The organism is Burkholderia sp. BCC1972 (assembly GCF_905339605.1).
Lineage (GTDB): Bacteria > Pseudomonadota > Gammaproteobacteria > Burkholderiales > Burkholderiaceae > Burkholderia.
The window spans coordinates 117,089-142,345 of record NZ_CAJPGH010000011.1 but is presented as its reverse complement, the minus strand read 5'-3'; the positions used below and the strand labels follow the sequence as shown (position 1 = coordinate 142,345).

The following is a 25,257-nucleotide window of genomic DNA, read 5'->3' as shown; positions in this document are numbered from 1 at the left end:
AACGGAATGCCTCGCGCCCCGCTTCGGGAACCGCATCACGATCGTCGGATTCGGCACATCAGGCAACACACCGCATCAAGGAGCTCATCATGTCGCGTCAGCAACAGGCACAGGAACTGCAAAAGCAATGGGAAACCGATCCGCGCTGGAAGGGCATCAAGCGCGGCTACTCGGCCGAGGACGTGGTCCGCCTGCGCGGCTCGGTCCCGATCGAGCACACGCTGGCCAAGCGCGGCGCGGAAAAGCTGTGGAGCCTCATCAATCACGAGCCGTTCGTCAACGCACTCGGCGCGCTGACCGGCAACCAGGCGATGCAGCAGGTGAAGGCCGGCCTGAAGGCCATCTACCTGTCCGGCTGGCAAGTGGCCGGCGACGCGAACGTCGCGGGCGAAATGTACCCGGACCAGTCGCTGTACCCCGCGAACTCGGTGCCGCTCGTCGTGAAGCGCATCAACAACACGCTGACGCGCGCCGACCAGATCCAGTGGTCGGAAGGCAAGAACCCGGGCGACGAGGGCTATGTCGACTTCTTCGCACCGATCGTCGCCGACGCGGAAGCCGGTTTCGGCGGCGTGCTGAACGCGTTCGAACTGATGAAGGCGATGATCGAGGCCGGCGCTTCGGGCGTCCACTTCGAGGACCAGCTCGCGTCGGTGAAGAAGTGCGGCCACATGGGCGGCAAGGTGCTCGTGCCGACGCGCGAAGCCGTCGCGAAGCTGTCGGCCGCCCGTCTCGCGGCCGACGTGATGGGCACGCCGACCGTGCTGGTCGCGCGCACCGACGCGGAAGCGGCCGACCTGATCACGTCCGACGTCGACGACAACGACAAGCCGTTCCTGACGGGCGAGCGCACGGTGGAAGGCTTCTTCCGCACGAAGCCGGGCCTTGGCCAGGCGATCTCGCGCGGCCTCGCGTACGCGCCGTACGCCGACCTGATCTGGTGCGAAACGGGCAAGCCCGATCTCGAGTACGCGAAGAAGTTCGCGGAAGCGATCCACAAGCAGTTCCCGGGCAAGCTGCTGTCGTACAACTGCTCGCCGTCGTTCAACTGGAAGAAGAACCTCGACGACGCGACGATCGCGAAGTTCCAGAAGGAACTCGGCGCGATGGGCTACAAGTTCCAGTTCATCACGCTGGCGGGCTTCCATGCGCTGAACTACTCGATGTTCAACCTCGCGCACGGCTATGCCCGTACGCAGATGAGCGCATTCGTCGAACTGCAGCAGGCCGAGTTCGCGGCAGCCGACAAGGGCTTCACGGCCGTCAAGCACCAGCGCGAAGTCGGCACCGGCTACTTCGACGCAGTGACGCAGACGGTCGAGCGCGAAGCGTCGACGACCGCGCTGCACGGCTCGACCGAAGACGAACAGTTCTTCGACGGCAAGAAGGTCGCGTAACACGCACAGGCGTCACGCCGGTGCGCGCCTCATCACGGCGCGGCACCGGCCACCGGACAACAATCAGGGAGGAGACGGCAGGCGCGCGATACCAATCGCGCGACCGGCCGCGCGGCCTGCGGGCCGCCTGCAACGATGCGCGCCGGCTTCGTCCGGCGCGCCTTTTTTTGCGACGCTGCCCGTGCAGCCACGGGCGGCGATGCCCTACCGATAAACGATCACCGGAATTTTCGTATGGGTCAGCACGCGCTGCGTCTCGCTGCCGATCAGCAGGCTGCCGAGCCCGCGGCGTCCGTGGGACGCCATGAAGATCACGTCGCAGCCGCCGCGTTCGGCCGCCTCGATGATGCCGAGATACGGCGACGGGTGGACGCTCGTCCACGTGTCGCAGGCGACGCCGGCCGCCTGCGCGGCGGCCTCCACCTCGTCGAGGTGCGCACGCGCCTCGCGCTCGCTGCGCGCGCGGAAATCGGCGGGCGGCTCGATGATCACTTCGGAAAACGGCGAGTACGGATACTGCGGCAGGCACGCGTACGCCGTCACGCGCGCGCCGACCGCGCGTGCCAGGTCGATCGCGCCGTCGATCGCCTTGCGCGACAGTTCGGAACCGTCGGTTGGAACGAGGATGTGCCGGAACATCGCGCCCTCCTTCGTCTATCGCACGCCGCACGCAACGATCCCTTCCGGACCGGCCGCGACGCGCCGGACATGCCTCCTACGAGTGTAGTGCGCGAAATCGCCCGACTGGCACCGGCAGCGGGTTCGCCCTCATATCGGAAACGCGCGGGCGCGCGCCGCCTGCTCGCCCCAATAGCCGGGCTGCTCGTACGTGTGCTTCAGGTAGTCGAGAAACAGGCGCACGCGCAGCGGCAAGTGCCGGCGCTGCGGGAACACCGCGTGGATGCCGATCGGCGGTGCCTCGAAGGCATCGAGCACGCTGACGAGCCGGCCGCCCGCGATGTCCTCGCCGACCTCCCACCACGAGCGCCATGCCAGGCCGTAGCCTTCGAGGCACCACTCGTGCAGCACCGCGCCGTCCGAGCATTCCATCGTGCCGTTCACGCGGATCGACACGACCCGGCCGTCCTCCTGGAACGCCCAGCCGCGCTGCTGGTTCGCGTTCGCCGCAAGCGCGAGGCAGTTGTGCCGCGCCAGCTCCGCGAGCGTGGTCGGCGTGCCGCGCCGCGCCAGATAGGCGGGCGACGCGACGCACACGCGGCGGTTCTCGCCGAGCTTCAGCGACACGAGCGACGAATCGGGCAGCTCGCCGAGCCGCACCGCGCAATCGAACCCCTCGTTGACGAGATCGACCATCCGGTCGGACAGATCGAGCGTGACCGACACGTCCGGGTGCCCGCCGCTGAATTCGGGCACGAGCGGCGCGACATGCCGCCGGCCGAAGCCGGCCGGCGCGGAAATCCGCAGGTGGCCGCTCGCCTTGACGCCGCCGGCGGACACGCTCGCCTCCGCGTTCTGCATGTCGTTGATGATCCGCTGGCAATCCTCGAGGAACGCCGAACCTTCGAATGTCAGCGTGAGCTTGCGCGTCGTGCGCACCAGCAGCTTCACGCCGAGCCGCTCCTCGAGCGCGTCGAGGCGGCGGCCGATGATCGCCGGCGCGACGCCTTCCGCGTGCGCGGCCGCCGACAGGCTGCCCTTCGCCGCGACCGCGGCGAACGTTTCGATCTGCTTGAACCGGTCCATGAGTCGCAAGGACGGCACGGCCGCCCTTCAAATCGCTTAAAGCGCCAAGATTAGGTATATGAAAGTAAAAGATCAAGTGATGAATAGCGTCTTTTTTAGTGAATACGATCACGAATAGAATCGATCCGACCTCTGAAACTGGAGCGCAAGGCTATGTCGGCCACAACGACACTCTCCTCTCCCGACGCAATCCTCTTCGACGCATTCGGCACGTTGTTCGACGTGCGTGCGGTGCTGGCCGCGGCGGAGCAGATGTTTCCCGGACACGGGGAACGGTTGTCGCAGCTGTGGCGACGCAAGCAGATCGAATACTCGCAACTGCGCACGCTCGCCGATCCGGCCGGCGCGCGCTATCGCCCGTTCCGGGACATCACGCTCGACGCGCTGCGGTTCGCCGCGCGCCGGCTCGGGCTCGCGCTGAACAGCGCGGCCGAAAAGCGGCTGATGGACGAATACGCGTGCCTGTCCACCTATCCCGACACCGTGCCCGCGCTGCGCAAGCTGCGTGCGCTCGAACCGCGCCCGCCGCTCGGGATCCTGTCGAACGGCACGCCGCAGATGCTCGACATCGCGATCAAGAGCGCCGGCATGTCCGGGCTGTTCGATCGCGTGCTGTCGGCCGACACCGTGCGTGCCTACAAGCCGAGCCCGGCCGCCTACGCGCTCGGCACCGCCGCGTTCGGGTCGAACCCGCGCGGCATCGTGTTCGTGTCGTCGAACGCGTGGGACGTCGCCGGTGCCGTCTGGTTCGGCTACACGACGTTCTGGCTCAATCGCACGGGCGCGCCCGCCGAGGAACTCGGCGCGCCGCCCGACGGCACGGGCACCGGCATGGCCGACCTGCTCGACTTCCTCGCCGCCCCGGCTCCGTCCGGCAAGCCCGCAAACCGCACGCGCCCCGGCCCGGGTGCATGACGCTCGCAGCTGCCGCCTTCCCCCTTCACCGAAACCGCAACTGACCGACCAAGGAGATGAGACTCATGAGCACCCCGATCACGCTGCCGCAAGGCATGACGATCACCGGCGACATCCAGCCGGGTTACGAAGCGATCCTGACGCCCGAAGCACTGGAACTCGTCGCGGCGCTGCACCGCACGTTCGAACCGCGCCGCCAGACGCTGCTGCAGGCGCGCGTCGAGCGCACGAAGCGCCTCGACGCGGGCGAGCGCCCCGATTTCCTGGCCGAGACGAAGTCGATCCGCGAAGGCGACTGGAAGGTCGCGCCGCTGCCGGCCGACCTGCAATGCCGCCGGGTCGAGATCACCGGCCCCGTCGAGCGCAAGATGATCATCAACGCGCTGAACTCGGGCGCCGATTCGTACATGACGGACTTCGAGGATTCGAATGCACCGAGCTGGACGAACCAGATCGACGGCCAGATCAACCTGAAGGACGCGGTGCGCCGCACGATCTCGCTCGAACAGAACGGCAAGTCGTACCGGCTGAACGACAAGGTCGCGACGCTGATCGTGCGTCCGCGCGGCTGGCACCTCGACGAAAAGCACGTGACGGTCGACGGCCAGCGCGTGTCCGGCGGCATCTTCGATTTCGCGCTGTTCCTGTTCCACAACGCGAAGGAGCTGATCGCGCGCGGCTCGGGCCCGTACTTCTACCTGCCGAAGATGGAAAGCCATCTCGAAGCACGCCTGTGGAACGACATCTTCGTCGCCGCGCAGGAAGCGATCGGCGTGCCGCGCGGCACGATCCGCGCGACGGTGCTGATCGAGACGATCCTCGCCGCGTTCGAGATGGACGAGATCCTGTATGAGCTGCGCGAACACAGCTCGGGCCTGAACGCCGGCCGCTGGGACTACATCTTCTCGGCGATCAAGAAGTTCAAGAACGACCGCGACTTCTGCCTGGCCGAGCGTTCGAAGATCACGATGACGGTGCCGTTCATGCGCGCGTACGCGCTGCTGCTGCTGAAGACGTGCCACAAGCGCAACGCGCCGGCGATCGGCGGGATGAGCGCGCTGATCCCGATCAAGAACGATCCGGAAGCGAACGACAAGGCCATGGGCGGCGTGCGCTCGGACAAGCAGCGCGACGCGACCGACGGCTACGACGGCGGCTGGGTCGCGCACCCGGGCCTCGTGCCGATCGCGATGGAAGAGTTCGTCAAGGTGCTCGGCGACAGGCCGAACCAGATCGCGAAGCAGCGCGACGACGTGCAGGTCGAAGGCAGGAACCTGCTCGACTTCCAGCCGGAAGCACCGATTACCGAAGCGGGCCTGCGCAACAACATCAACGTCGGCATCCACTACCTCGGTGCGTGGCTCGACGGCAACGGCTGCGTGCCGATCCACAACCTGATGGAGGACGCGGCCACGGCCGAGATTTCGCGCTCGCAGGTGTGGCAGTGGATCCGCTCGCCGAAGGGTGTGCTCGACGACGGCCGCAAGGTCACGGCCGAGCTCGTGCGCGAGTTCGCGAAGGCCGAGCTCGACAACGTGAAGCGCTCGGTCGGCGGCAACACGCAGCCGTACGAGCGCGCCGCGGCGATCTTCGAACAGATGTCGACGTCGGAAGGCTTCACCGAATTCCTGACGCTGCCGCTGTACGAGGAAATCTGACGACGCGGCACGCAGCGACCGGCGGCCGGCAACCTCGCATGCCACGCTGCCCGTCGCATGCGCTGGCCACATGAAAATAGCGCCCCTTGCGGGGCGCTATTTCTTTTGACGCGAACCCGGCTGCTGCCGGGACGTTCAGGCGGCTTCCTGCTCGCGCCGGTGCTGGACCCAGTCACCCGACGCGATGCGCGGACGCCCGGCTATCGCATGTGCGGCGATCGGGTAATACAGGCACGCGTACTGCCGGCCGCCGAGCTCGACGGTCACCTCTTCCGGCTTGAACAGCGAGTCGACGCCCGGATAGACACGCTCGATCTCGTCGAGCACGGGGACGAGCCGCTCGTCGACTTCGTAGACGTCGCCCCAGACCAGCGACCGGCTGGCCGCCGTCCCGGCGATCATCCCCGGATACGTACCGAAATCGTACAGCTCGCCCGGCAGCGCGGCCGCGCCGAGCAGCGTCGGCGTCGCGATGCCGTGTCGTGCGGCCGCATGGCCGATGTCGTTGGCCTGTCCGGCTCGCAAGGTGCCGTAGACGAATACGTAGCGCATCGTGGTTCTCCTCTTCGATTTGTGATTGCCGTGTTCGTGCGCGATTCACATGAAAATGCGCCTGCATCGATAGACCACGATACCGGCCCGATGGTTCGAACCCGCCGGCGCGCGGCCGCGGGCCGCCGTCCGGAAATCGCCGGCGCCCATACAAAGTTCATTTGAACACGGCATGATCTCCCGGAAAACCGCCGCATGCGCAAGCGCTGCGCCTTCTAAAATAACGGCATCGCCGCCGCGCTGCCCGAACCGCCCATGAATTCGCCCGTCCAAGCCGACGCCTCGAACCCGTACGACGTCATCGACATCCCGCCCGAATTCGCGCCGACCGCCGTGCATCCGATGCGCGTACGCGCACGGCAGGTCGATGCCGGCCGCCGCATCCCGCTGCACACGCATGCATGGGCGCAGCTCGCGTACGCGTCGCGCGGCGTGCTGCGCGTCGCGACGACCGGCACGACGTGGATGGTGCCGCCGTCCCGTGCGATCTGGGTGCCGCCGCACGTGACGCACGAGGTCGTGATCGTCGAAGAGGCGTATTTGCGCACGCTGTATATCGACGAATCGATCGTGCCGGACGGCCTCGACGCGTGCCGCGTCGTCGAAGTGACCGGGTTGCTGCGTGAACTGATCGTCGCGCTCGATGCACGCGACCTGAGCGCCGCGCGCGAGCGGCTGCTGTGCGGGCTCGTGCTCGACGAACTGAGTCACGCCGAGCCGTTGCCGCTCGCGGTCCCGATGCCCGACGAGAAGCGGTTGCGCATGCTGTGCGAATCGGTGCTCGCGCACCCGGCGCATGCGGAGTCGCTCGAACACTGGGCGAGCGAGGTCGGCGCGAGCACGCGCACGATCTCGCGGCTCTTCAAGCAGGAACTGGGCGTGAGCTTTTCGCAGTGGCGGCAGCAGGCGCTGCTCGCGCGTGCGATTCCGCTGCTGAACCAGGGGCGCCCGCTGTCGCATATCGCGCGCGAACTCGGCTACCAGAGCCAGAGCGCATTCTCGGCGATGTTCCGCCGCGCATTCGGTCAAAGCCCGCGCGCATTCATGTTGCGCGGCTACGAGCATCGCGGCGCGGAAGGCAGCTTCGAGGAAGACGAAACGCCCGACGACGACGTGATCGACACGGGTCGCTGACCGCACGCACCGGATCGTCAGGCCTTCAGACCGGCCGCACCATGTGGCGGATCGAGCCGAGTTGCGCGAGCCGCGGCCCGGTGACCTGGTAGCCCATGCGCAGGTAAAGACGCGCGGCGGGATTGTCGACGAACACGCGCAACTGCAGTTCGTGCAGCCCGCGCGCACGTGCCCAGCGATGGGACATGTCGAGCAGGAAGGTGCCGGCGCCCTGCCCGCGATGGCCGGCCGCGATCTGCACGTCGCGGATGTGCAGCGAATCGCCCTCCTCGGTCACGCGCAGCACGCCGATGCGCTCGCCGTCGGCCTCGAGGATGAAGTTTTCGGATTCACGCCAGCTCGCGTAGAACAGGTCGCTGCGCCACACGAGCCCATGGCGTTTGTAGTAGCTGCCCATGTTGCCGTGCGTCAGCGCTTCGGCGAACGGGAAGTCGCCGGGCTCCGCGGGCCGGAGCTGATACAGGAGTCGCAGGTCGGTCGGATCGAGCATCACGCAGGGGTCAAGAACGCATCTCGCCACGATAGCGCAGTCGCGTGCGGATGCAATCGCGAATTTCTCGTAGCGGTGAGGTGCTTGCGCAATCGACGACACAAATGAAAAAGCCCGCACAAGGCGGGCTTTTTCATTTTCTGGCGGAGCGGACGGGACTCGCCTACATCCCGCAGGCCGCGGCTGCGCGTGCACGCGCATCCCTTCGAGTCCCGCCGGAAGCCGCGCAGGCGGCTTCCTCCGCTCCGCAGTCACCCGCCCGCCAGCGGGCGCAATCGACGACGCAAATGAAAAAGCCCGCACAAGGCGGGCTTTTTCATTTTCTGGCGGAGCGGACGGGACTCGAACCCGCGACCCCCGGCGTGACAGGCCGGTATTCTAACCGACTGAACTACCGCTCCAGTCTTGCTGCTTGCCTGGCAGGCGTCGGTTACTTCCTGCCGGCGCGTCGTTTGTTCGAACGACGCCGAAATCTGGCGTCCCCTAGGGGATTCGAACCCCTGTACTCACCGTGAAAGGGTGATGTCCTAGGCCTCTAGACGAAGGGGACAACGTACTGCTTACATCTTTAACGAGAAAGCCCGTTCAAAAAACGTTCTTTGAACGGGCTTCGTTCTGGCGGAGCGGACGGGGCTCGAACCCGCGACCCCCGGCGTGACAGGCCGGTATTCTAACCGACTGAACTACCGCTCCAGCTTTCTTACCCAACCTGCAGGACGTCGGTTACGTTCCTGCAAGCCTCGCGACACTTCTACGAAACGCCGCTGAATCTGGCGTCCCCTAGGGGATTCGAACCCCTGTACTCACCGTGAAAGGGTGATGTCCTAGGCCTCTAGACGAAGGGGACAACGTACTGCTTACATCCTTAATACAAAAGCCCGCTCAAAAACGTCTTGAACGGGCTTCGTTCTGGCGGAGCGGACGGGACTCGAACCCGCGACCCCCGGCGTGACAGGCCGGTATTCTAACCGACTGAACTACCGCTCCAGCTTTCTTACCCAACCTGCAGGACGTCGGTTACGTTCCTGCAAGCCTCGCGACACTTCTACGAAACGCCGCTGAATCTGGCGTCCCCTAGGGGATTCGAACCCCTGTACTCACCGTGAAAGGGTGATGTCCTAGGCCTCTAGACGAAGGGGACATGATCTTTTCAGACCTGTCTGACTTTCGCTATTCACTTCTGGTCAACAGCGAAGGCCGAAATTCTAACTGCTTTGAATCATTTTGTGAAGCATTTATTACTACCGCTGCTTCGCAAATCAATCCAGCTTGTTCTGTTGGTGGAGGTAAGCGGGATCGAACCGCTGACCTCTTGCATGCCATGCAAGCGCTCTCCCAGCTGAGCTATACCCCCTTGCAGAACAGAAATGAGATTATATGGACCTACTTTGAACTTGTAAATACCCTTTTTGCGATTCGCGCGAAATATTTTGCGAAGCTGCCGCGCGCTCACGCGCAGACAGCTTCATCGACGCACGAACCTCAGGCGAGCGCGCCCTCGATGCGCGACACCACGACGTCCCGACCGAACAGCACCAGCACCGCATCGATCGACGGCGTATGCGTGGTGCCGGCCACCAGCAGACGCACCGGCATCGCGAGCTGCGGCATCTTCAGCTTGTGCGTGGCGAGCGTCGCCTTCAGCGCAGCGGACACCGCCTCCTTCGTCCAGTCGGCCGCCTTCAGCGCGGCGGCGAGATCGGCCAGCGCCGGCCGCACGGCATCGGTCACGTGCTGCGCGAGCGCGTCGGCTTCCGGTGCCGGCACACGATAGAACATCGTCGCGCCCTCCGCGATCTCCTTCACCGTCGTCGCGCGATCCTTCATCAGGCCGACCACCGCGTCGAGCGCCGGGCCCGTCGCGATCGCCGCGTCGTCGATGCCGAGCGCATCGAGGAACGGCTTCGCGAGTTCGGCGAGGCGTGCGTTATCGGCTTCCTTGATGTAGTGCGCGTTCAGCCAGCTCAGCTTGCTGTGGTCGTACTGCGCCGGCGACTTGCCGAGATGCTCGAGATCGAACCATTCGACGAACTGCTCGCGCGAGAAGATCTCGGCGTCGCCGTGCGACCAGCCGAGGCGCGCGAGATAGTTGACGACCGCTTCCGGCAGGAAGCCCGCGTCGCGGTACGCCATCACGCTCATCGCGCCATGCCGCTTGCTCATCTTCTCGCCCTGCTCGTTCAGCACGGTCGGCAGGTGCGCATAGACGGGCGGCTCGCCGCCGAGCGCATTCAGGATGTTGATCTGGCGCGGCGTGTTGTTCACGTGGTCGTCGCCACGGATCACGTGCGTGATGCCCATGTCCATGTCGTCCACCACCACGCAGAAGTTGTAGATCGGCGTGCCGTCCGGGCGCGCGATCACGAGATCGTCGAGTTCCTCGTTCGAGATCTCGACGCGCCCCTTCACGGCGTCGTCCCAGACGACCGTGCCCGTCAGCGGATTGCGGAAGCGCAGCACGGGCTTCACGCCGGCCGGCGGCTCCGGCAGCACCTTGCCGGGCTCCGGACGCCACGTGCCGTCATAGCGCGGTTTCAGGCCGGCCTCACGCTGGCGTTCGCGCAGTGCGTCGAGCTCCTCGGCCGACATGTAGCACGGGTACGCGAGACCCTTCTCGAGCATCTGCGCGAGCACTTCGCGATAGCGGTCCATCCGCTGCATCTGGTAGATCGGGCCTTCGTCGAAATCCAGGCCGAGCCATTGCATCCCTTCGAGGATCGCATCGACCGCTTCCTGCGTCGAACGCTCGACGTCGGTATCCTCGATGCGCAGCACGAACGTGCCCTTCATCTTGCGGGCAAACGCCCAAGGATAGAGTGCGGAGCGGATGTTGCCGAGGTGAATGAAGCCGGTGGGACTCGGCGCGAAGCGGGTACGGACAGGACGGGTCATAAACGGTAACTCGAACGCCTGGGGCGCATGAATGATTCGACGCGGCGCGACGGCGGCAGCCCGGACAGCAACGGAGCCGGCGACGCCCGGAACGGGAAAGAAGCCGGAATTATACTCGCGCCGGACATCGCGCCAAGCGCACCGCTTGCTTTATGATGTGCGCGCCGCGGCCGCCAGCCGGCGCGGCGCCGGCCGCACGGAACCCGCCGCGCGGCCGCTCGAAACCTATCGCCGCCGCGGGCCGTGTGACCCGCCGCCAAGCCGCCGGAGAACCATTCGATGTCGTCCCCTCGCCTGTCGCGCCGCCACTTCACGATCGCCTGCGCGTCCGCCAGCCTCGCCGCCTGCACGTCATTCGGCGACAAGTCCCGCCCCGGCACCGCCCAGCCGCAAGAGAAGCCCGTGAAGATCGGCATCGCGCTCGGCGGCGGTGCCGCGCGCGGCTTCTCCCACATCGGCGTGCTGAAGGCGCTCGAGGCGCGCGGCATCCCGGTCGAGATCGTCGCCGGCACGAGCGCGGGCTCGGTGGTCGGCGCGCTCTACGCGTCGGGCATGAACGCGCTGCAGATCAACAAGATCGCGCTCGACATGGACCAGGCGGCCATCAGCGACTGGGCGCTGCCGTTCCGCTCGCGCGGCCTGCTGCAAGGCGTCGCGCTGCAGAATTTCCTGAACAAGACGCTGAACAACCGGCCGATCGAGAAGATGGCGAAGCCGCTCGGCATTGTCGCGACGGACCTGCAAAGCGGCCAGCCGATCCTGTTCCAGCAGGGCAACACGGGCCTCGCGGTCCGCGCGTCGTGCAGCGTGCCGTCGGTGTTCGAACCAGTGAAGATCGGCAACCGCGAATATGTGGACGGCGGCCTCGTGAGCCCGGTGCCCGCGTCGTATGCGCGCAAGATGGGCGCGAGCTTCGTGATCGCGGTCGACATCTCGGCCCGGCCGGACGGCGCGGCGACCAACAACCCGATCGAGATGCTGCTGCAGACCTTCACGATCATGGGCCAGACGATCAAGACCTACGAGCTCGACAAGTACGCGGACGTCGTGATCCGCCCGAACCTCGCGGCGATGGGCGGCAGCGACTTCAACCAGCGCAACGCGGCGATTCTCGCGGGCGAGGAAGCGGTCGCGCGGATCATGCCGGAACTGCAGCGCAAGCTGGCGGCCGCGCGCGGCGTGGCGGCCGCGTAGTCGCACCCGTCAGCGCGGGGGCGGCCCAGGTCGCCCCCGCGCTGCAGCCAGCCGTGCGAGATCCAGCCGTCGCCCGCTCGGCCCCCAAAACAAAAAACCCTGCCGCCTTTCGGTGACAGGGTTTTTTTCGGCCTGACCGACCGCGAACGTCAGTTGTTGCCGTTCGCCGAATCGTCGCCGATCGTCGCGCGCACGCGCTGACGGAGATCTTCGGGCTTCATCGGGAATTCCGATTCGATCCGGCGCGCGCCGGTGAAACGCTTTTCCCAGTAGCCGCTGTCGAGATCGTCGACGCGAACGGTGCTGCCCGTCGACGGCGAATGCACGAACTTGTTGTCGCCAATGTAGATGCCGACGTGCGAGAACGTGCGGCGCATCGTGTTGAAGAACACGAGATCGCCCGGCTTCAGGTTGCTCATGCTCACCTTCTCGCCGACGCGGCTCATCTCTTCCGCGCGACGCGGCAGCGACATGCCGAGCGTGTCCTGGAACACGTAGCGGACGAAGCCGCTGCAGTCGAGGCCCGAATCCGGCGAGTTGCCGCCCCAGCGGTAACGGACGCCGATCATGTTCAGCGCGCCGACGACCACGTCGCCTGCCTTGCCCGCCATGCCGGCAAGGAACGACTTCGCGCCGCCGCTCGACGGCTGTGCGCTGGCCTGCTGGAGGGAGGAACCCGACCCGATCTGAGTCGAATTGCTGACATTCTGGTTAAAACTGCTGACTTCGTCGGCGAACGCGCCGGGAGCAGCTGCGAACAGGGCGCCGATGAACAGCCCGGCGATGGTGCGCGCGCATGCCTGGGTCAGGGATCGATGCTGCATTGGTCGATGGAATGTGCTTAAAAATCAGCTGATTGGCGGAAAATTTCGGTCGATACTAGCCAGCGCGTAATCGTTTGTCAAAACAAATTAATAAATACAATCGAGATGGTCAGACCATTGGACGCCTATCACGCTTTCCAGACCGCTTTCAACAGCTTTTGTGTGTAAGGATGTGACGGTCTCGCGAAGATGTCGGACACCTCCCCCGACTCGACGACGGCGCCGTCCTGCATCACCGCGACGCGGTGCGCCATCGCGCCGATCACCTCCAGGTCGTGGCTGATGAACACATAGCCGAGGTTGTATTTCTGTTGCAAATTCGCGAGCAGTTTCAGCACCTGCTGCTGGATCGACACGTCGAGCGCCGACGTCGGCTCGTCGAGGATCAGGATCCGCGGTTCCAGCACCAGCGCACGGGCGATGGCGATCCGCTGGCGCTGCCCGCCCGAGAATTCGTGCGGATACCGGTGCAGCACCGTGCGGTCGAGGCCCACTTCGCGCAGCACCTGGAGCGACTTCGCGCGGCGCGCGTCGGGCGTCATGTCGGGGCGATGCAGCTCGAGCCCCTCGCCGACGATCCGCTCGATCGTATGACGCGGAGAAAGCGAACTGAACGGGTCCTGAAAGACCACCTGCATGTTCGAGCGCAGCGCGGTCTGCTCGCGCCCGCGATAGGTCGACAGCGCGCGCCCCTGGAATTCGATCTCGCCGCCGGCCGTCTTCTGCAGCCCGAGCAGCGCCATCGCGAGCGTCGACTTGCCCGATCCCGATTCGCCGACGATGCCGAGCGTCTCGCCCTGCCGCACCGACACCGACACGTCGGCTACGGCCGTCACCGGCACCGTACCGAACCAGCCCGCGATGCCCGGCCGCTTGCGCGCGAACTGCACGCTCACGTGGCGCGCGTCGAGCACGACGGGCGCGATCGGCATCACCGGCATGACCGTGCGCTGCGGCCGGCTGTTCAGCAGCCGCTGCGTATACGGATGCTCGGGGTTCGCGAAGATCCGCTCGACCGGCCCGCTCTCGACGAGCCGGCCGTGCTCCATCACCGCGATGCGCTCGGCGAAATGTCTGACGAGATTCAGGTCGTGCGTGATCAGCAGGATCGCCATCCCGCGCTTTTCCGCTTCCTCGCGCTGCAGCTCCAGCAGGAGATCGACGATCTGGGCGCGGATCGTCACGTCGAGCGCGGTGGTCGGTTCGTCGGCGAGCAGCAGCCGCGGCCGGCACGCCAGCGCCATCGCGATCATCGCGCGCTGCCGCTGGCCGCCCGACAACTGATGCGGATAGCTGTCGACGCGCTTGTCCGGCTCCGCGATGCCCGTGCGCGCGAGCAGCGCGATCGCGCGCTTGCGCGCCTCGGCCGCCGATACGCCGTCGTGCAGCACGATCGTCTCGCCGATCTGCACGCCGATCGTATACAGCGGGTTGAGCGCCGTCATCGGCTCCTGGAAGATCATCGCGATGTCCGAGCCGCGCAGCCCGCGCATCTCGCGCTCGCTCTTGCCCACCAGGTCCTGCCCCGCGAACCGGATCGCGCCGCCGACTTCGGCGTCGCGCAGCAACCGCAGGATCGACAGCGCGGTCACGCTCTTGCCGGAACCCGATTCGCCGACGAGCGCGACGCGCTCGCCGCGGCCGATCGCGAGCGTCACGTCGTCCACCGCGACCGTGTCGCCGAAGCGCACGTGCAGACGCTCGAGCGACAGCAGCGGTTCGCTCTGCGTCGATACGGTCGTCTCGCTCATCGCTGGCCTCCCGCCGCGCGCACCGAATCGGCGATCCGCGTGTCGAGCGCGTTGCGCAGCGCGTCGCCCATGAAAGTGAGCAGCAGCAGCGTCGCGACCAGCACGCCGAACGTCGACAGCGAGATCCACCACGCGTCGAGGTTGCCCTTGCCCTGCGCGAGCAGCTCGCCGAGGCTCGGCGTCGGCGGCGGCACGCCGAGCCCGAGGAAATCGAGGCTCGTGAGCGCGAGGATCGAACCGCTCATCCGGAACGGCAGGAACGTGATCACCGGCGTGAGACTGTTCGGCAGCACGTGGCGCCAGATGATCTGCCCGTTCGTGAGCCCCATCGCGCGGGCCGCGCGCACGTAGTCCTGCGTGCGGTTGCGCAGGAATTCCGCGCGCACGTAGTCGGCGAGCCCGATCCAGCCGAACAGCGACAGCAGCACGATCAGCAGCAGGAAGCTCGGCTCGAAGATCGACGCGAAGATGATCAGCAGGTACAGCTCGGGCAGCGAGCTCCAGATCTCGATCAGCCGCTGCCCGACGATGTCGATGCGCCCGCCGAAGAAGCCCTGCACCGCACCCGCGGCGATCCCGAGCAGCGTGCCGATCACGGTCAGGATCAGCCCGAACTCGACCGAGATGCGGAACCCGTACACGAGCCGCGCGAGCAGGTCGCGCCCCTGCGCGTCGGTGCCAAGCCAATTCTCGCGCGACGGCGGCGCCGGGTTCGGCACGTTCGAGAAGTAGTTCAGCGTGTCGTAGTAATAGCGGTTCGGCGGATAGACGACGAAGTTGCCGGGCGCCTCGAGCCGCTTGCGCACATACGGATCGAGATAGTCGGCCGGCGTCGGGAAATCGCCGCCGAAGGTCGTTTCCGGATACGCATGGAACATCGGGAAATAGGTCTGGCCGTCGTAGCGCACGACGAGCGGCTTGTCGTTCGACCACAGCGGCGCCGCGAGGCTCGCGGCGAATGCGACGACGAAGATCACGAAGCTCCAGTAGCCGAGGCGCTGCTGCCTGAAGCGCTGCCACACGCGCCGCGCGGGCGACGGCGACACGCGCGCGCGCGCGGCGTCGATGCGGGATGATGCGATGGCCCGGTTCATCGCGCGCCTCGCCCCATGGCGCCGGACAGGCGGATGGATCGTTTCATGTCAGCGCTCCAGGTTGTCGAATTGAATGCGCGGATCGACCCACACATAGCAGAGATCGGAGATCAGCTTGGTCGCGAGCCCGATCAGCGTGAACAGGTACAGCGTGCCGAGCACGACCGGATAGTCGCGCCGCACGACCGACTCGTACGACAGCAGCCCGAGGCCGTCGAGCGAGAACAGCGTCTCGATCAGCAGGCTGCCCGTGAAGAACGCGCCGATGAACGCTGCCGGGAAGCCGACGATCAGCGGCAGCATCGCGTTGCGGAACACGTGCTTCCACAGCACGCTGCGCTCGGAGAGCCCCTTCGCGCGCGCGGTCAGCACGTACTGCCGGCGGATCTGGTCGAGGAACGCGTTCTTCGTGAGCATCGTGACGACCGCGAAGCTGCCGACGACCGACGCCGTGATCGGCAGCGCGATGTGCCACAGGTAGTCGAGCACCTTGCCGACGAGCGACAGCTGCGCGAAGTTGTCCGACGTGAGGCCGCGCAGCGGAAAGAGCTGCCAGAACGAGCCGCCGCCGAACAGCACGAGCAGCAGCACGCCGAGCACGAAACCCGGGATCGCATAGCCGACGAGCACGACGAGGCTCGTCGCGACGTCGAACGGCGACCCGTTGCGCACGGCCTTCGCGATGCCGAGCGGCACCGCGATCAGGTACGTGAGGAAGAACGTCCACAGCCCGATGCTGATCGACACCGGCAGCTTCTGCACGACCAGCGACCACACGCTCTGGTGGCGGAAGTAGCTCTCGCCGAGATCGAAGCGCGCGAAGCGCTTCAGCATCAGCCAGTAGCGTTCGAGCGGCGGCTTGTCGAAGCCATACAGCGCCTTGAGCTGCGCGAGCTGCTGCGCGTCGACGCCGGTGTGCGCACGCATCCCGAACGGCACCGCGCCCTGCTCCGTCGCGCCCTTGCGCAATTCCTGCACGGCCTGCTCGACGGGCCCGCCCGGCACGAACTGGATCACCGCGAACGTGAGGGTCAGCACGCCGACGAGCGTCGGGATCATCAGCAGCAGGCGTTTGAGGATGTAGCTCCACATAGGGCGTCGACTCGTGATCTGTGGCGGGTTTGACGAAGGGGCGGCGCGGGTCAGTGATCGGGCGTTGCCCACCAGGTCGACACGACCCAGCCTTCGGCCGAATAGTACAGCGGCAGCGTCTGCGGATAGGCCAGCGTGCGCCGGTACGCGATCCGGTGCGTCGTGCTGTACCACTGCGGCACCGCGTAGTAGCCGTGCATCAGCACGCGGTCGAGCGCGTGCGTCGCATCGAGCAGGTCTTCGCGCGTCTGCGCGGTACCGAGCGCGTGCAGCAATGTATCGACGGCCGGCGACTTCAGTCCGATGAGGTTGTCGGAACCCGGCTCGTCGGCGAACTTGCTCGCGTAACGCGAGTACTGCTCGGAGCCCGGCACCTGCACGCCCGGCAGGCGGATCGTCGTCATGTCGTAGTCGAACGCGTCGAGGCGCTTCTGCAGCAGCGCGTAATCCGCCGTGCGAAAGCGTGCGTCGATGCCGAGCTTCGCGAGATTGCGCTGGTAGGCCGTCACGATACCTTCCATCGCGGCGCCCGAATCGTCGAGGATCTCGAACGTGAACGGCTCGCCCTTCGCGTTGCGCAGCGCGCCGTCGCGATAGGTCCAGCCCGCCTGCGCGAGCAGTGTGCGCGCCTTCAGCAGGTTCGCGCGCAGCGAGCCCGGCGGGTTCGTGTCCGGCTGCGTGACCATCGGGCCGAACACGGCCGGGTCGAGCTGCGCGCGCAGCGGCTCGAGCAGCTTCAGCTCGCCTTCGCCCGGTGTACCGGTGGCCTGCAGGTCGGTATCGGCGAAATAGCTGTCGAGGCGCGTGTACGCGCTGTAGAACACCTGGCGGTTCAGCCATTCGAAGTCGAACGCGAGGTCGAGCGCCTGGCGCACGCGCACGTCGCGAAACAGCGGCCGGCGCAGGTTCATGAAGAAGCCCTGCATGCCGGCGCCGTTATGCTGGCGGAATTCGCGCTTGACGAGTTCGCCGCTGTCGAAGCGCTTGCCGACGTCGCGCCGCGTCCAGTTGCGCGCGATGTACTCGACGAGCACGTCGTATTCGCCGGCCTTGAACGCCTCGAGCCGCGCGACGCCGTCGCCGTACAGCTTGTAGACGATCCGCTCGAAGTTGTAGGTGCCGACCCGCACCGGCAGGTCGGCGCCCCAGTACGCAGGGTTGCGCCGGTAGGTGATCGTGCGGCCGTTGTCGTAGCGCTCGATCAGGTACGGGCCGCTGCCGATCGGCTGCTCGAACGCGAGCTGGTCGAACGGGATGCGCGAGCCGTCCGCGCGCAAGCCCCACTTGCGCGAGAACACGGGCACGCCGCCGGCGATCAGCGGCAGTTCGCGATTCGCGCTGCGGAACTCGAAGCGCACGGTGGCCGGGTCGACCACCACGGCCTTCGCGATCTCCGCGAAATACGCGCCGAACTGCGGCGCGGCCTGCTTGCTCTTCAGCGTATCGAACGAAAACTTGACGTCGTCTGCCGTGACGCGATCGCCGTTCGAGAAGCGCGCGCGCGGATTCAGGTGGAACGTGACCGAACGGCGGTCGGGCGCGATGTCGATGTCGTCGGCCAGCAACCCGTAGGCGGACGCCGGTTCGTCGGAGCTGCCGGTCGCGAGGCTCTCGAACAGCATGTCGATGCCCGGCGCGGAATTGCCGCGCATCGTGAACGGATTGAACTTGTCGAACGACGTCAGCCGGTTCGGGTTCGCGAGCACCAGCGTGCCGCCCTTCGGCGCATCGGGATTGACGTAGTCGAAATGCTTGAAGCCCGGCGGATACTTCGGCTCGCCGTACTGCGCAATCGCATGGGCCGCGTGAGCGGCCGGTGCGGCCAGCGCCGCATACAGCGCAAACGCCGCGGCCACGCGGCCGGCGGCCCGTACGGCACGCCGCGCGCCGAGGCAGGCTCGCGCGGCGGCGGCCCGGGGCGAACCCTTCGTCATAAAGGCCCTGTCGGTCGAATGAGGGTTGTAACGTGGGACGATTCTACCCATTCAATCCGTCGGGCCAAAAGAAAACCGCCACGCGGGCGGTTTTCTTGTCCTGTTTGCCGGCAGACAGCGCGCACGCGTCACGCATCACGCGTGCGCGGCGCGCCGATCAGCGCCAGCCGTTGTGGCGGCCATGATCCCAGTGACCGCGATCGTCGCCCCAGCCGCGACCATGGCGGCGATACCACTCGTCGCGGCCCCAGTAGCGGCGGCCATCCCAGTAACGGTCGCCGTGCCAGCCGATCACGATCGTCGGCGCCGGCGCGTAGGCCGGTGCATACACCGGCGCAGGCTGGTAGACGACCGGCGGCGGGGGCGGCGGCACATACACGGGCGCGGGTGCGACGTAGACCGGTGCCGGCACGCCGACGTTGATCCCGACATTGACTCCCGCCATTGCTGCGCCCGACACGAGCAAGGCCGTCATACCGGTCAAGAGCGAGGCAACACGCAAAGTCTTCATGGATTCCTCTTCTGGTTGTTTCATGTGTGATCCGACTATAACGGCAAGCCCCTTCTCCGCATATTTCAAGTTTGTAAGAACTGATGCGCGGCATCGCAACGGGAAGCCGCGCTAACGTCTTGTAACAATCGGCGCCCGTCCCACCCGCTTCGCGTCCTTTCCTAAAACATCTTTCATCCTGCCCCGCGCCCGGCGTTAAGCGGCGCCACGCACACTGCGCGAGCCGAATCGGGTTCCCGCCACGCTTCGGCACTTCGCTGACAGGCCGGCGCCCCGCGCCGGCGGAGACCTCGCCGATGCTGAAACTCGTCCGACTTGCGCTCGCGCGCCCCTACACGTTCATCGTCCTCGCGCTGCTGATCCTGATCGCGGGGCCGCTCGCGGCGCTGCGCACGCCGACCGACATCTTTCCCGACATCCGGATCCCGGTCATCAGTGTCGTCTGGAACTACGCGGGCCTGCAGCCGGCCGACATGTCGGGGCGCATCGTCACGTATTACGAGCGCACGCTCGGCACGACGGTCAACGACGTCGCGCACATCGAGTCGCAGTCGTTCCGCAGCTTCGGGATCGTCAAGATCTTCTTCCAGCCGAGCGTCGACATCCGCACCGCGACCGCGCAGGTCACGTCGATCTCGCAGACGGTGCTCAAGCAGATGCCGCCCGGCACCACGCCGCCGCAGATCCTCAACTACAACGCGTCGACGGTGCCCGTGCTGCAGCTCGCGCTGACGAGCGACACGCTGAACGAGCAGCAGCTCGGCGACTACGCGACCAACGTGATCCGGCCGCAGCTGCTGTCAGTCGCGGGCGTCGCGATTCCGTCGCCGTACGGCGGCAAGGTGCGCCAGGTGCAGATCGACCTCGATCCGCAGGCGCTGCAGGCCAAGGGGCTGTCCGCGCAGGACGTCGCGACCGCGCTCGCGCAGCAGAACCAGATCATCCCGGCCGGCACGCAGAAGATCGGCGGCTTCGAATACAACATCCGGCTCAACGACAGCCCGCTGACCATCGACCAGCTCAACGCGCTGCCGATCCGGACCGTCGACGGCGCGGTGATCTTCATGCGCGACGTCGCGCACGTGCGCGACGGCTTTCCGCCGCAGGGCAACATCGTGCGCGTCGACGGCCGCCGCGCGGTGCTGATGAGCGTGCTGAAAAGCGGCTCGGCGTCGACGCTCGACATCATCGCGGGCGTCAAGGCGCAGTTGCCGCGCATCGAGGCGACGCTGCCGCCGTCGCTCCGGCTCGTCGTGATGGGCGACCAGTCGGTGTTCGTCAAGGGCGCCGTGAGCGGCGTCGCGCGCGAAGGCCTGATCGCCGCCGCGCTCACCTCCGCGATGATCCTGCTGTTCCTCGGCAGCTGGCGCTCCACGCTGATCATCGCCGCGTCGATCCCGCTCGCGGTGCTGGCGGCGATCGCCGCGCTCGCCGCCGCGGGCGAGACGCTCAACGTGATGACGCTCGGCGGGCTCGCGCTCGCGGTCGGCATTCTGGTCGACGACGCGACCGTCACGATCGAGAACGTCAACTGGCATCTGGAACAGGGCAAGGACGTGCGCAGCGCGATCCTCGACGGCGCATCGCAGATCGTCGCGCCGGCCTTCGTGTCGCTGCTGTGCATCTGCATCGTGTTCGTGCCGATGCTGCTGCTCGACGGCGTCGCGCGCTTCCTGTTCGTACCGATGGCCGAAGCCGTGATCTTCGCGATGATCGCGTCGTTCGTGCTGTCCCGCACGTTCGTGCCGATGATGGCCCGTTACCTGCTGAAGCCGCATGCCGCGCATCCGGCGGCCGTGCTCGCACCGCACGGCGCGCCGTTCGCGCCGCCGCGCGCACGCAATCCGCTCGTCGCGTTCCAGCAGGGCTTCGAGCGCCGCTTCGCCGCGCTGCGCGGCGGCTACCGCATCGTGCTCGGCCTCGCGCTTGCCCACCCCGCCCGCTTCGTCGTGTCGTTCCTCGCGGCGGTCGCCGTGTCGTTCGTGCTGGTGCCGATGCTCGGCCGCAACTTCTTCCCGTCGGTCGACTCGGGCGAGATCGCGCTCCACGTGCGCGCCCCGATCGGCACGCGCATCGAGGAAACGGCCGCGCTGTTCGACCGCGTCGAGCGCACGGTACGCGGCGTCGTGCCGCCGCGCGCGCTCGCGAGCATCGTCGACAACATGGGTTTGCCGAACAGCGGGATCAACCTCACGTACAGCAACAGCGGCACGATCGGCCCGCAGGACGGCGACATCCTCGTGTCGCTCACCGGCGACCACGCGCCGACGGCCCGCTACGTGAAGCAGCTGCGCACCGCGCTGCCGCGTGCCTTTCCGGGCGTGACGTTCTCGTTCCTGCCCGCCGACATCGTGAGCCAGATCCTCAACTTCGGCGCCCCGGCCCCGATCGACGTGCAAGTGACGGGCCCCGACCGGGCGGCCAACCGGGCGTATGCGACCGAGCTGCTGCGCCGCATCCGCGCGGTGCCGGGCGTCGCCGATGCGCGCGTGCAGCAGGCGTCGACCTATCCGCAGTTCACGGTGTCGGTCGACCGCGCGCGCGCCGCGCAGCTCGGCGTCACCGAGCAGGACGTCACCAATGCGGTGGTCGCCAGCCTGTCCGGCACGAGCCAGGTGTCGCCGACCTACTGGCTCGATCCGCACAACGGCGTGTCCTATCCGATCGTCGCGCAGACGCCGCAATACCGGATGACGTCGCTGTCCGACCTGCGCGCGCTGCCCGTCACCGGCCGCACGGGCGCCCCGCAACTGCTCGGCGGCCTCGCGACGATCGTGCGCGGGCAGACCGACGCGGTCGTGTCGCACTACGACATCGCGCCGCAGTACGACATCTTCGCGACCACACAGGATCGCGATCTCGGCGCGGTCAGCGCCGACATCGAGCGCGTGCTGCACGCGAGCGCCGCCGACCTGCCGAAAGGGTCGCGCGTGACGGTGCGCGGCCAGGTGCAGACGATGAACAGCGCATTCGGCGGGCTGCTCGCCGGCCTCGCCGGCGCGGTGCTGCTGATCTACCTGCTGATCGTCGTGAACTTCCATTCGTGGCGCGACGCGTTCGTGATCGTGAGCGGGCTGCCTGCCGCGCTCGCCGGCATCGTCTGGATGCTGTTCGTCACGCGCACGCCGCTGTCGGTACCCGCGTTGACGGGCGCGATCCTGTGCATGGGCGTCGCGACCGCGAACAGCATCCTCGTCGTCACCTTCGCACGCGAACGGCTCGCGCACACCGCCGACGCGGCCGTCGCCGCACTCGAGGCCGGCTTCACGCGCTTTCGTCCCGTGATGATGACTGCGCTCGCGATGATCATCGGCATGGCGCCGATGGCCCTCGGCCTCGGCGACGGCGGCGAGCAGAACGCCCCGCTCGGCCGCGCGGTCATCGGCGGCCTGCTGTGCGCGACCGTCGCGACGCTGGTGTTCGTGCCCGTCGTGTTCAGCCTCGTTCATCGGCGCGATCGCGCGCCGCGCTCCGAATCCCTTTCCGTTACTCCGGGAGAACAGCATGTCCACTGAATTCGAAGTCCGTCCCCCCGGCACGCCGCGCTACCTGAAGCCGCTCGCGATCGCGGGCGCTGCCGCCGCGCTCGCCGTCGCGGCCGCCGGCGTCTTTGCCCGCCTGCACGACGCGCACGCGGTCGCCGCATGGACCGCGCAGCAAGCGATCCCGACCGTCGCAACGGTCGCGCCGCAGCCGGCCGCGGCCGACGCACTCGTGCTGCCGGGCCGCCTGGACGCGTATGTCGACGCCCCGATCTACGCACGCGTGCCGGGCTACCTGCATGCGTGGTACGCCGATATCGGCGCGCACGTAAAGGCCGGCCAGCTGCTCGCGTCGATCGACACGCCCGATCTCGACCAGCAGTTGCAGCAGGCCCGCGCGGACCTGCAAAGCGCGAGCGCGAACGAGCGGCTCGCCGCCGTCACGGCCGCACGCTGGGCCGCGATGCTTGCGCAGGACTCCGTATCGCAGCAGGAGGCCGACGAGAAGCGCAGCGACCTCGACGCGAAACGCGCGGCGGTCGAGGCCAGCACCGCCAACGTGCGAAGGCTCGAAGCACTCGAATCGTTCAAGCGGCTCACCGCGCCGTTCGACGGCGTCGTGACGGCCCGCAAGACCGACGTCGGCGCGCTGATCGACGCGGGCAGCGGCAACGGCGCCGAACTCTTCACCGTGTCGGATGCACGGCGGCTGCGGCTGTACGTCCACGTGCCGCAAGACGACGCGGCCGCGATCCGCGCTGGCATGCAGGTCGCGCTGACCGTGCCGGAGCGCCCCGGCACGACGTTCGACGCGACGCTCGCGGATTCCGCGCAGTCGATCGATCCGGCTTCCGGCACGCTGCTCGCGCAGTTCTCGATCGCCAACCCGGCCGGCACGCTGTTTCCCGGCGAATACGCGCAGGTGCGGATCGCGGTGCCCGGCGCCCCGCACGCGCTGACGATTCCGGCCAGCACGCTGATCTTCCGCCATGACGGATTGCAGGTCGCGGTACTCGACGCGAACGGCCATGCAAGATTGCGCAACGTATCGATCGCGACCGATCTCGGCACGCGCGTCGAGATCGCGTCGGGGCTCTCGGCCGGTGACCGCGTGATCGACAACCCGCCCGATTCGCTCGCAGATGGCGACCGCGTGCGCGTCGCCGGCACCACGACCACGGAGCGCGCGCATGGCTGACCGACTGCTTGCCGCGTGGCTGGGCAGCATCGCGCTGCTCGCGGGCTGTTCGCTTGCGCCGACCTATCGCGCACCGGACGTTCCGCTACCGGCCGCGTTTCGCGAAACGGGCCCGTGGGTCGATGCCGCACCGGCCGATCGCCTGCCGCGCGACGGCTGGTGGCGCGTGTATGGCGACGCGACGCTCGACCGGCTCGAACCGCTCGTCGCACAGGCGAATCCCGACCTTGCAGTCGCCGTCGCACGCCACGACGAAGCTGCCGCGCTGTTCGACGAAGCGCATGCGGCATTGCTGCCGACCATGGGCATCGATGCCGAAACCGACCGCGACCGCCAGTCGGCGCGCCGGCCGCTGCGCGGCAGTGGCCAGCCCGACGTCTACGAATCGAACACGCTCGAAGCCGGCATCGGCTACGACGTCGATCTGTGGGGCAAGGTCCGCAACACGGTCGCGGCCAGCCGCAACGATGCGCAGGCGGCCGACGACGATCTCGCGTCGGTCCGGCTCAGCCTGCAGGCCGGCGTGGCCAGCACCTACTTCGACCTCGCGGGCCTCGACCGCGAAGCCGACACGCTCGCGCAAACGATCGACACGTACCGCCGCGCGTGGCAGCTGACGGTCAGCCGCCATCGCGGCGGCCTCGCGTCGGGGCTCGACGTGTCGCGTGCGCAGACGCAACTCTCGCTTGCCCAGGCACGCGCGTCCGACATCGCCGCGCGCCGCGCACTCGACGAGCATGCGATCGCGGCGCTCGTCGGCGCATCCGCGTCGACGTTCACGTTGCCCCCCGTCGCGGCGCTGCCGGGCGTGCCGTCGATTCCGACCGGACTCGCGTCGACGCTGCTCGAACGCCGGCCGGACGTCGCCGCCGCCGAACGCCGCGTCGCGGCCGCGAACGCACGGATCGGCGTCGCCCGCGCGGCCTATTTCCCCGACCTGTCGCTCGGCCTCGATGCCGGCTTCCAGAGCGATACGTTTTCGCCGTGGCTCGCCGCGCCGAACGAGATCTGGTCGATCGGGCCGCGTCTCGCGATGACGCTGTTCGACGGCGGCCTGCGCGCCGCCGGCGTACGCAAGTCGCGCGCGCAGTTCGCCGAACAGGGCGCACGCTATCGCGCCGTCGTGCTGCAGGCGTTCCGCGAGGTCGAGGACGATCTCGCGCTGCTGCACCGTCTCGGCGACGAATCGGACCAGGACGACGCGGCGCTCGTCGCGGCACGGCAGTCGCTCGCACTCGCGATGTCGCGCTATCGCGACGGTGCGGTCAGCTATCTCGACGTGGTCACGGCGCAGACGACCGAACTCGATACGCAGATCGCGTCGCTCGATGCCGAGGCACGACGCCTGCAGGCCTCCGTCGGGCTCGTGCGCGCGCTCGGCGGCGGCTGGCACGCCGCGCGTTCATGAACGTTTCTTCATCGGCACGCCCGGTGC

Annotated in this window: 19 protein-coding genes and 7 tRNA genes; 8 read left to right on the top strand and 18 right to left on the bottom strand. The window is 67.4% G+C overall.

The window, feature by feature from the left end; genetic code table 11:
• The first annotated feature begins 89 nt into the window (after positions 1–89).
• The gene (gene aceA, locus U5798_RS17855) at positions 90–1,397 is read left to right on the top strand and encodes an isocitrate lyase (RefSeq protein ID WP_124450638.1); all 1,308 of its coding nucleotides are present in this window, start codon (positions 90–92) and stop codon (positions 1,395–1,397) included.
• 204 nt (positions 1,398–1,601) lie between these two features.
• Here the strand turns inward: aceA and U5798_RS17850 are convergent, their stop codons facing one another.
• Complete coding sequence (locus U5798_RS17850) at positions 1,602–2,036, bottom strand: universal stress protein (RefSeq protein WP_124450640.1); 435 nt, start codon at positions 2,034–2,036, stop codon at positions 1,602–1,604.
• 129 nt (positions 2,037–2,165) lie between these two features.
• The gene (locus U5798_RS17845) at positions 2,166–3,101 is read right to left on the bottom strand and encodes a LysR family transcriptional regulator (RefSeq protein ID WP_322082771.1); all 936 of its coding nucleotides are present in this window, start codon (positions 3,099–3,101) and stop codon (positions 2,166–2,168) included.
• A 153-nt stretch (positions 3,102–3,254) separates the two neighbouring features.
• Here U5798_RS17845 and U5798_RS17840 point away from each other — a divergent pair, with 153 nt between their 5' ends.
• Together U5798_RS17840 and aceB are read left to right on the top strand one after the other, a co-directional pair.
• Positions 3,255–4,016 (top strand): haloacid dehalogenase type II, encoded by a 762-nt coding sequence (locus tag U5798_RS17840; RefSeq protein WP_322082770.1) that lies wholly within the window; start codon positions 3,255–3,257, stop codon positions 4,014–4,016.
• 65 nt (positions 4,017–4,081) lie between these two features.
• Positions 4,082–5,674, top strand: coding sequence for a malate synthase A (gene aceB, locus U5798_RS17835; RefSeq protein WP_322082769.1), 1,593 nt, complete (start codon positions 4,082–4,084; stop codon positions 5,672–5,674).
• A gap of 135 nt (positions 5,675–5,809) precedes the next feature.
• Here aceB and U5798_RS17830 read toward each other — a convergent pair whose 3' ends face one another.
• Positions 5,810–6,226: a gamma-glutamylcyclotransferase gene (locus tag U5798_RS17830; RefSeq protein WP_124450646.1), complete on the bottom strand. Its 417-nt coding sequence runs from the start codon at positions 6,224–6,226 to the stop codon at positions 5,810–5,812.
• 255 nt (positions 6,227–6,481) lie between these two features.
• Here U5798_RS17830 and U5798_RS17825 point away from each other — a divergent pair, with 255 nt between their 5' ends.
• The gene (locus U5798_RS17825; RefSeq protein WP_124450648.1) at positions 6,482–7,360 is read left to right on the top strand and encodes an AraC family transcriptional regulator; all 879 of its coding nucleotides are present in this window, start codon (positions 6,482–6,484) and stop codon (positions 7,358–7,360) included.
• 25 nt (positions 7,361–7,385) lie between these two features.
• Here the strand turns inward: U5798_RS17825 and U5798_RS17820 are convergent, their stop codons facing one another.
• The 9 genes from U5798_RS17820 to gltX form a co-directional block, all read right to left on the bottom strand.
• Positions 7,386–7,850, bottom strand: a complete 465-nt coding sequence (locus U5798_RS17820) for a GNAT family N-acetyltransferase (protein ID WP_124450650.1) — start codon at positions 7,848–7,850, stop codon at positions 7,386–7,388.
• Between the two features lie 324 nt (positions 7,851–8,174).
• Positions 8,175–8,251 (bottom strand) — tRNA-Asp (locus tag U5798_RS17815).
• 73 nt (positions 8,252–8,324) lie between these two features.
• Positions 8,325–8,400: transfer RNA gene (locus U5798_RS17810), tRNA-Glu, on the bottom strand.
• 66 nt (positions 8,401–8,466) lie between these two features.
• Positions 8,467–8,543: transfer RNA gene (locus U5798_RS17805), tRNA-Asp, on the bottom strand.
• A 78-nt stretch (positions 8,544–8,621) separates the two neighbouring features.
• Positions 8,622–8,697, bottom strand: a tRNA-Glu gene (locus tag U5798_RS17800).
• A gap of 63 nt (positions 8,698–8,760) precedes the next feature.
• A tRNA-Asp gene (locus U5798_RS17795) sits at positions 8,761–8,837 on the bottom strand.
• Between the two features lie 78 nt (positions 8,838–8,915).
• Positions 8,916–8,991 (bottom strand) — tRNA-Glu (locus tag U5798_RS17790).
• A 137-nt stretch (positions 8,992–9,128) separates the two neighbouring features.
• Positions 9,129–9,204 (bottom strand) — tRNA-Ala (locus U5798_RS17785).
• Positions 9,205–9,332: 128 nt separating this feature from the next.
• Positions 9,333–10,742 carry a glutamate--tRNA ligase gene (gltX, locus tag U5798_RS17780; RefSeq protein WP_124455399.1) on the bottom strand — a complete coding sequence of 470 codons (1,410 nt, stop codon included), beginning with the start codon at positions 10,740–10,742 and terminating at the stop codon, positions 9,333–9,335.
• 279 nt (positions 10,743–11,021) lie between these two features.
• Here gltX and U5798_RS17775 point away from each other — a divergent pair, with 279 nt between their 5' ends.
• Entirely contained in the window at positions 11,022–11,936 is a 915-nt protein-coding gene (locus tag U5798_RS17775; protein WP_124455400.1) for a patatin-like phospholipase family protein, read from the top strand.
• Between the two features lie 149 nt (positions 11,937–12,085).
• Here the strand turns inward: U5798_RS17775 and U5798_RS17770 are convergent, their stop codons facing one another.
• The 6 genes from U5798_RS17770 to U5798_RS17745 form a co-directional block, all read right to left on the bottom strand.
• Positions 12,086–12,760, bottom strand: a complete 675-nt coding sequence (locus tag U5798_RS17770) for a C40 family peptidase (RefSeq protein ID WP_124455401.1) — start codon at positions 12,758–12,760, stop codon at positions 12,086–12,088.
• A gap of 128 nt (positions 12,761–12,888) precedes the next feature.
• Positions 12,889–14,511, bottom strand: coding sequence for an ABC transporter ATP-binding protein (locus tag U5798_RS17765; protein WP_124455402.1), 1,623 nt, complete (start codon positions 14,509–14,511; stop codon positions 12,889–12,891).
• On the bottom strand, positions 14,508–15,605 hold the full coding sequence (locus tag U5798_RS17760) for an ABC transporter permease (protein WP_124455403.1): 1,098 nt from the start codon (positions 15,603–15,605) through the stop codon (positions 14,508–14,510). The genes U5798_RS17765 and U5798_RS17760 overlap by 4 nt, the downstream gene beginning before the upstream one ends.
• Positions 15,606–15,653: 48 nt before the next feature.
• Entirely contained in the window at positions 15,654–16,697 is a 1,044-nt protein-coding gene (locus U5798_RS17755) for a microcin C ABC transporter permease YejB (protein WP_124455404.1), read from the bottom strand.
• A gap of 50 nt (positions 16,698–16,747) precedes the next feature.
• Entirely contained in the window at positions 16,748–18,631 is a 1,884-nt protein-coding gene (locus U5798_RS17750) for an extracellular solute-binding protein (RefSeq protein WP_322082768.1), read from the bottom strand.
• A 157-nt stretch (positions 18,632–18,788) separates the two neighbouring features.
• Positions 18,789–19,142 carry a hypothetical protein gene (locus U5798_RS17745; RefSeq protein ID WP_124455406.1) on the bottom strand — a complete coding sequence of 118 codons (354 nt, stop codon included), beginning with the start codon at positions 19,140–19,142 and terminating at the stop codon, positions 18,789–18,791.
• A 296-nt stretch (positions 19,143–19,438) separates the two neighbouring features.
• Between U5798_RS17745 and U5798_RS17740 the strand changes: the two genes are divergently transcribed.
• The 3 genes from U5798_RS17740 to U5798_RS17730 are packed head-to-tail and all read left to right on the top strand — an operon-like array spanning position 19,439 to position 25,230.
• On the top strand, positions 19,439–22,657 hold the full coding sequence (locus tag U5798_RS17740) for an efflux RND transporter permease subunit (protein ID WP_322082767.1): 3,219 nt from the start codon (positions 19,439–19,441) through the stop codon (positions 22,655–22,657).
• Entirely contained in the window at positions 22,647–23,822 is a 1,176-nt protein-coding gene (locus U5798_RS17735; RefSeq protein WP_322082766.1) for an efflux RND transporter periplasmic adaptor subunit, read from the top strand. The genes U5798_RS17740 and U5798_RS17735 overlap by 11 nt, the downstream gene beginning before the upstream one ends.
• Positions 23,815–25,230 (top strand): efflux transporter outer membrane subunit, encoded by a 1,416-nt coding sequence (locus U5798_RS17730; protein ID WP_322082765.1) that lies wholly within the window; start codon positions 23,815–23,817, stop codon positions 25,228–25,230. Before U5798_RS17735 ends, U5798_RS17730 begins: the two co-directional genes overlap by 8 nt.
• Positions 25,231–25,257: the final 27 nt, after the last annotated feature.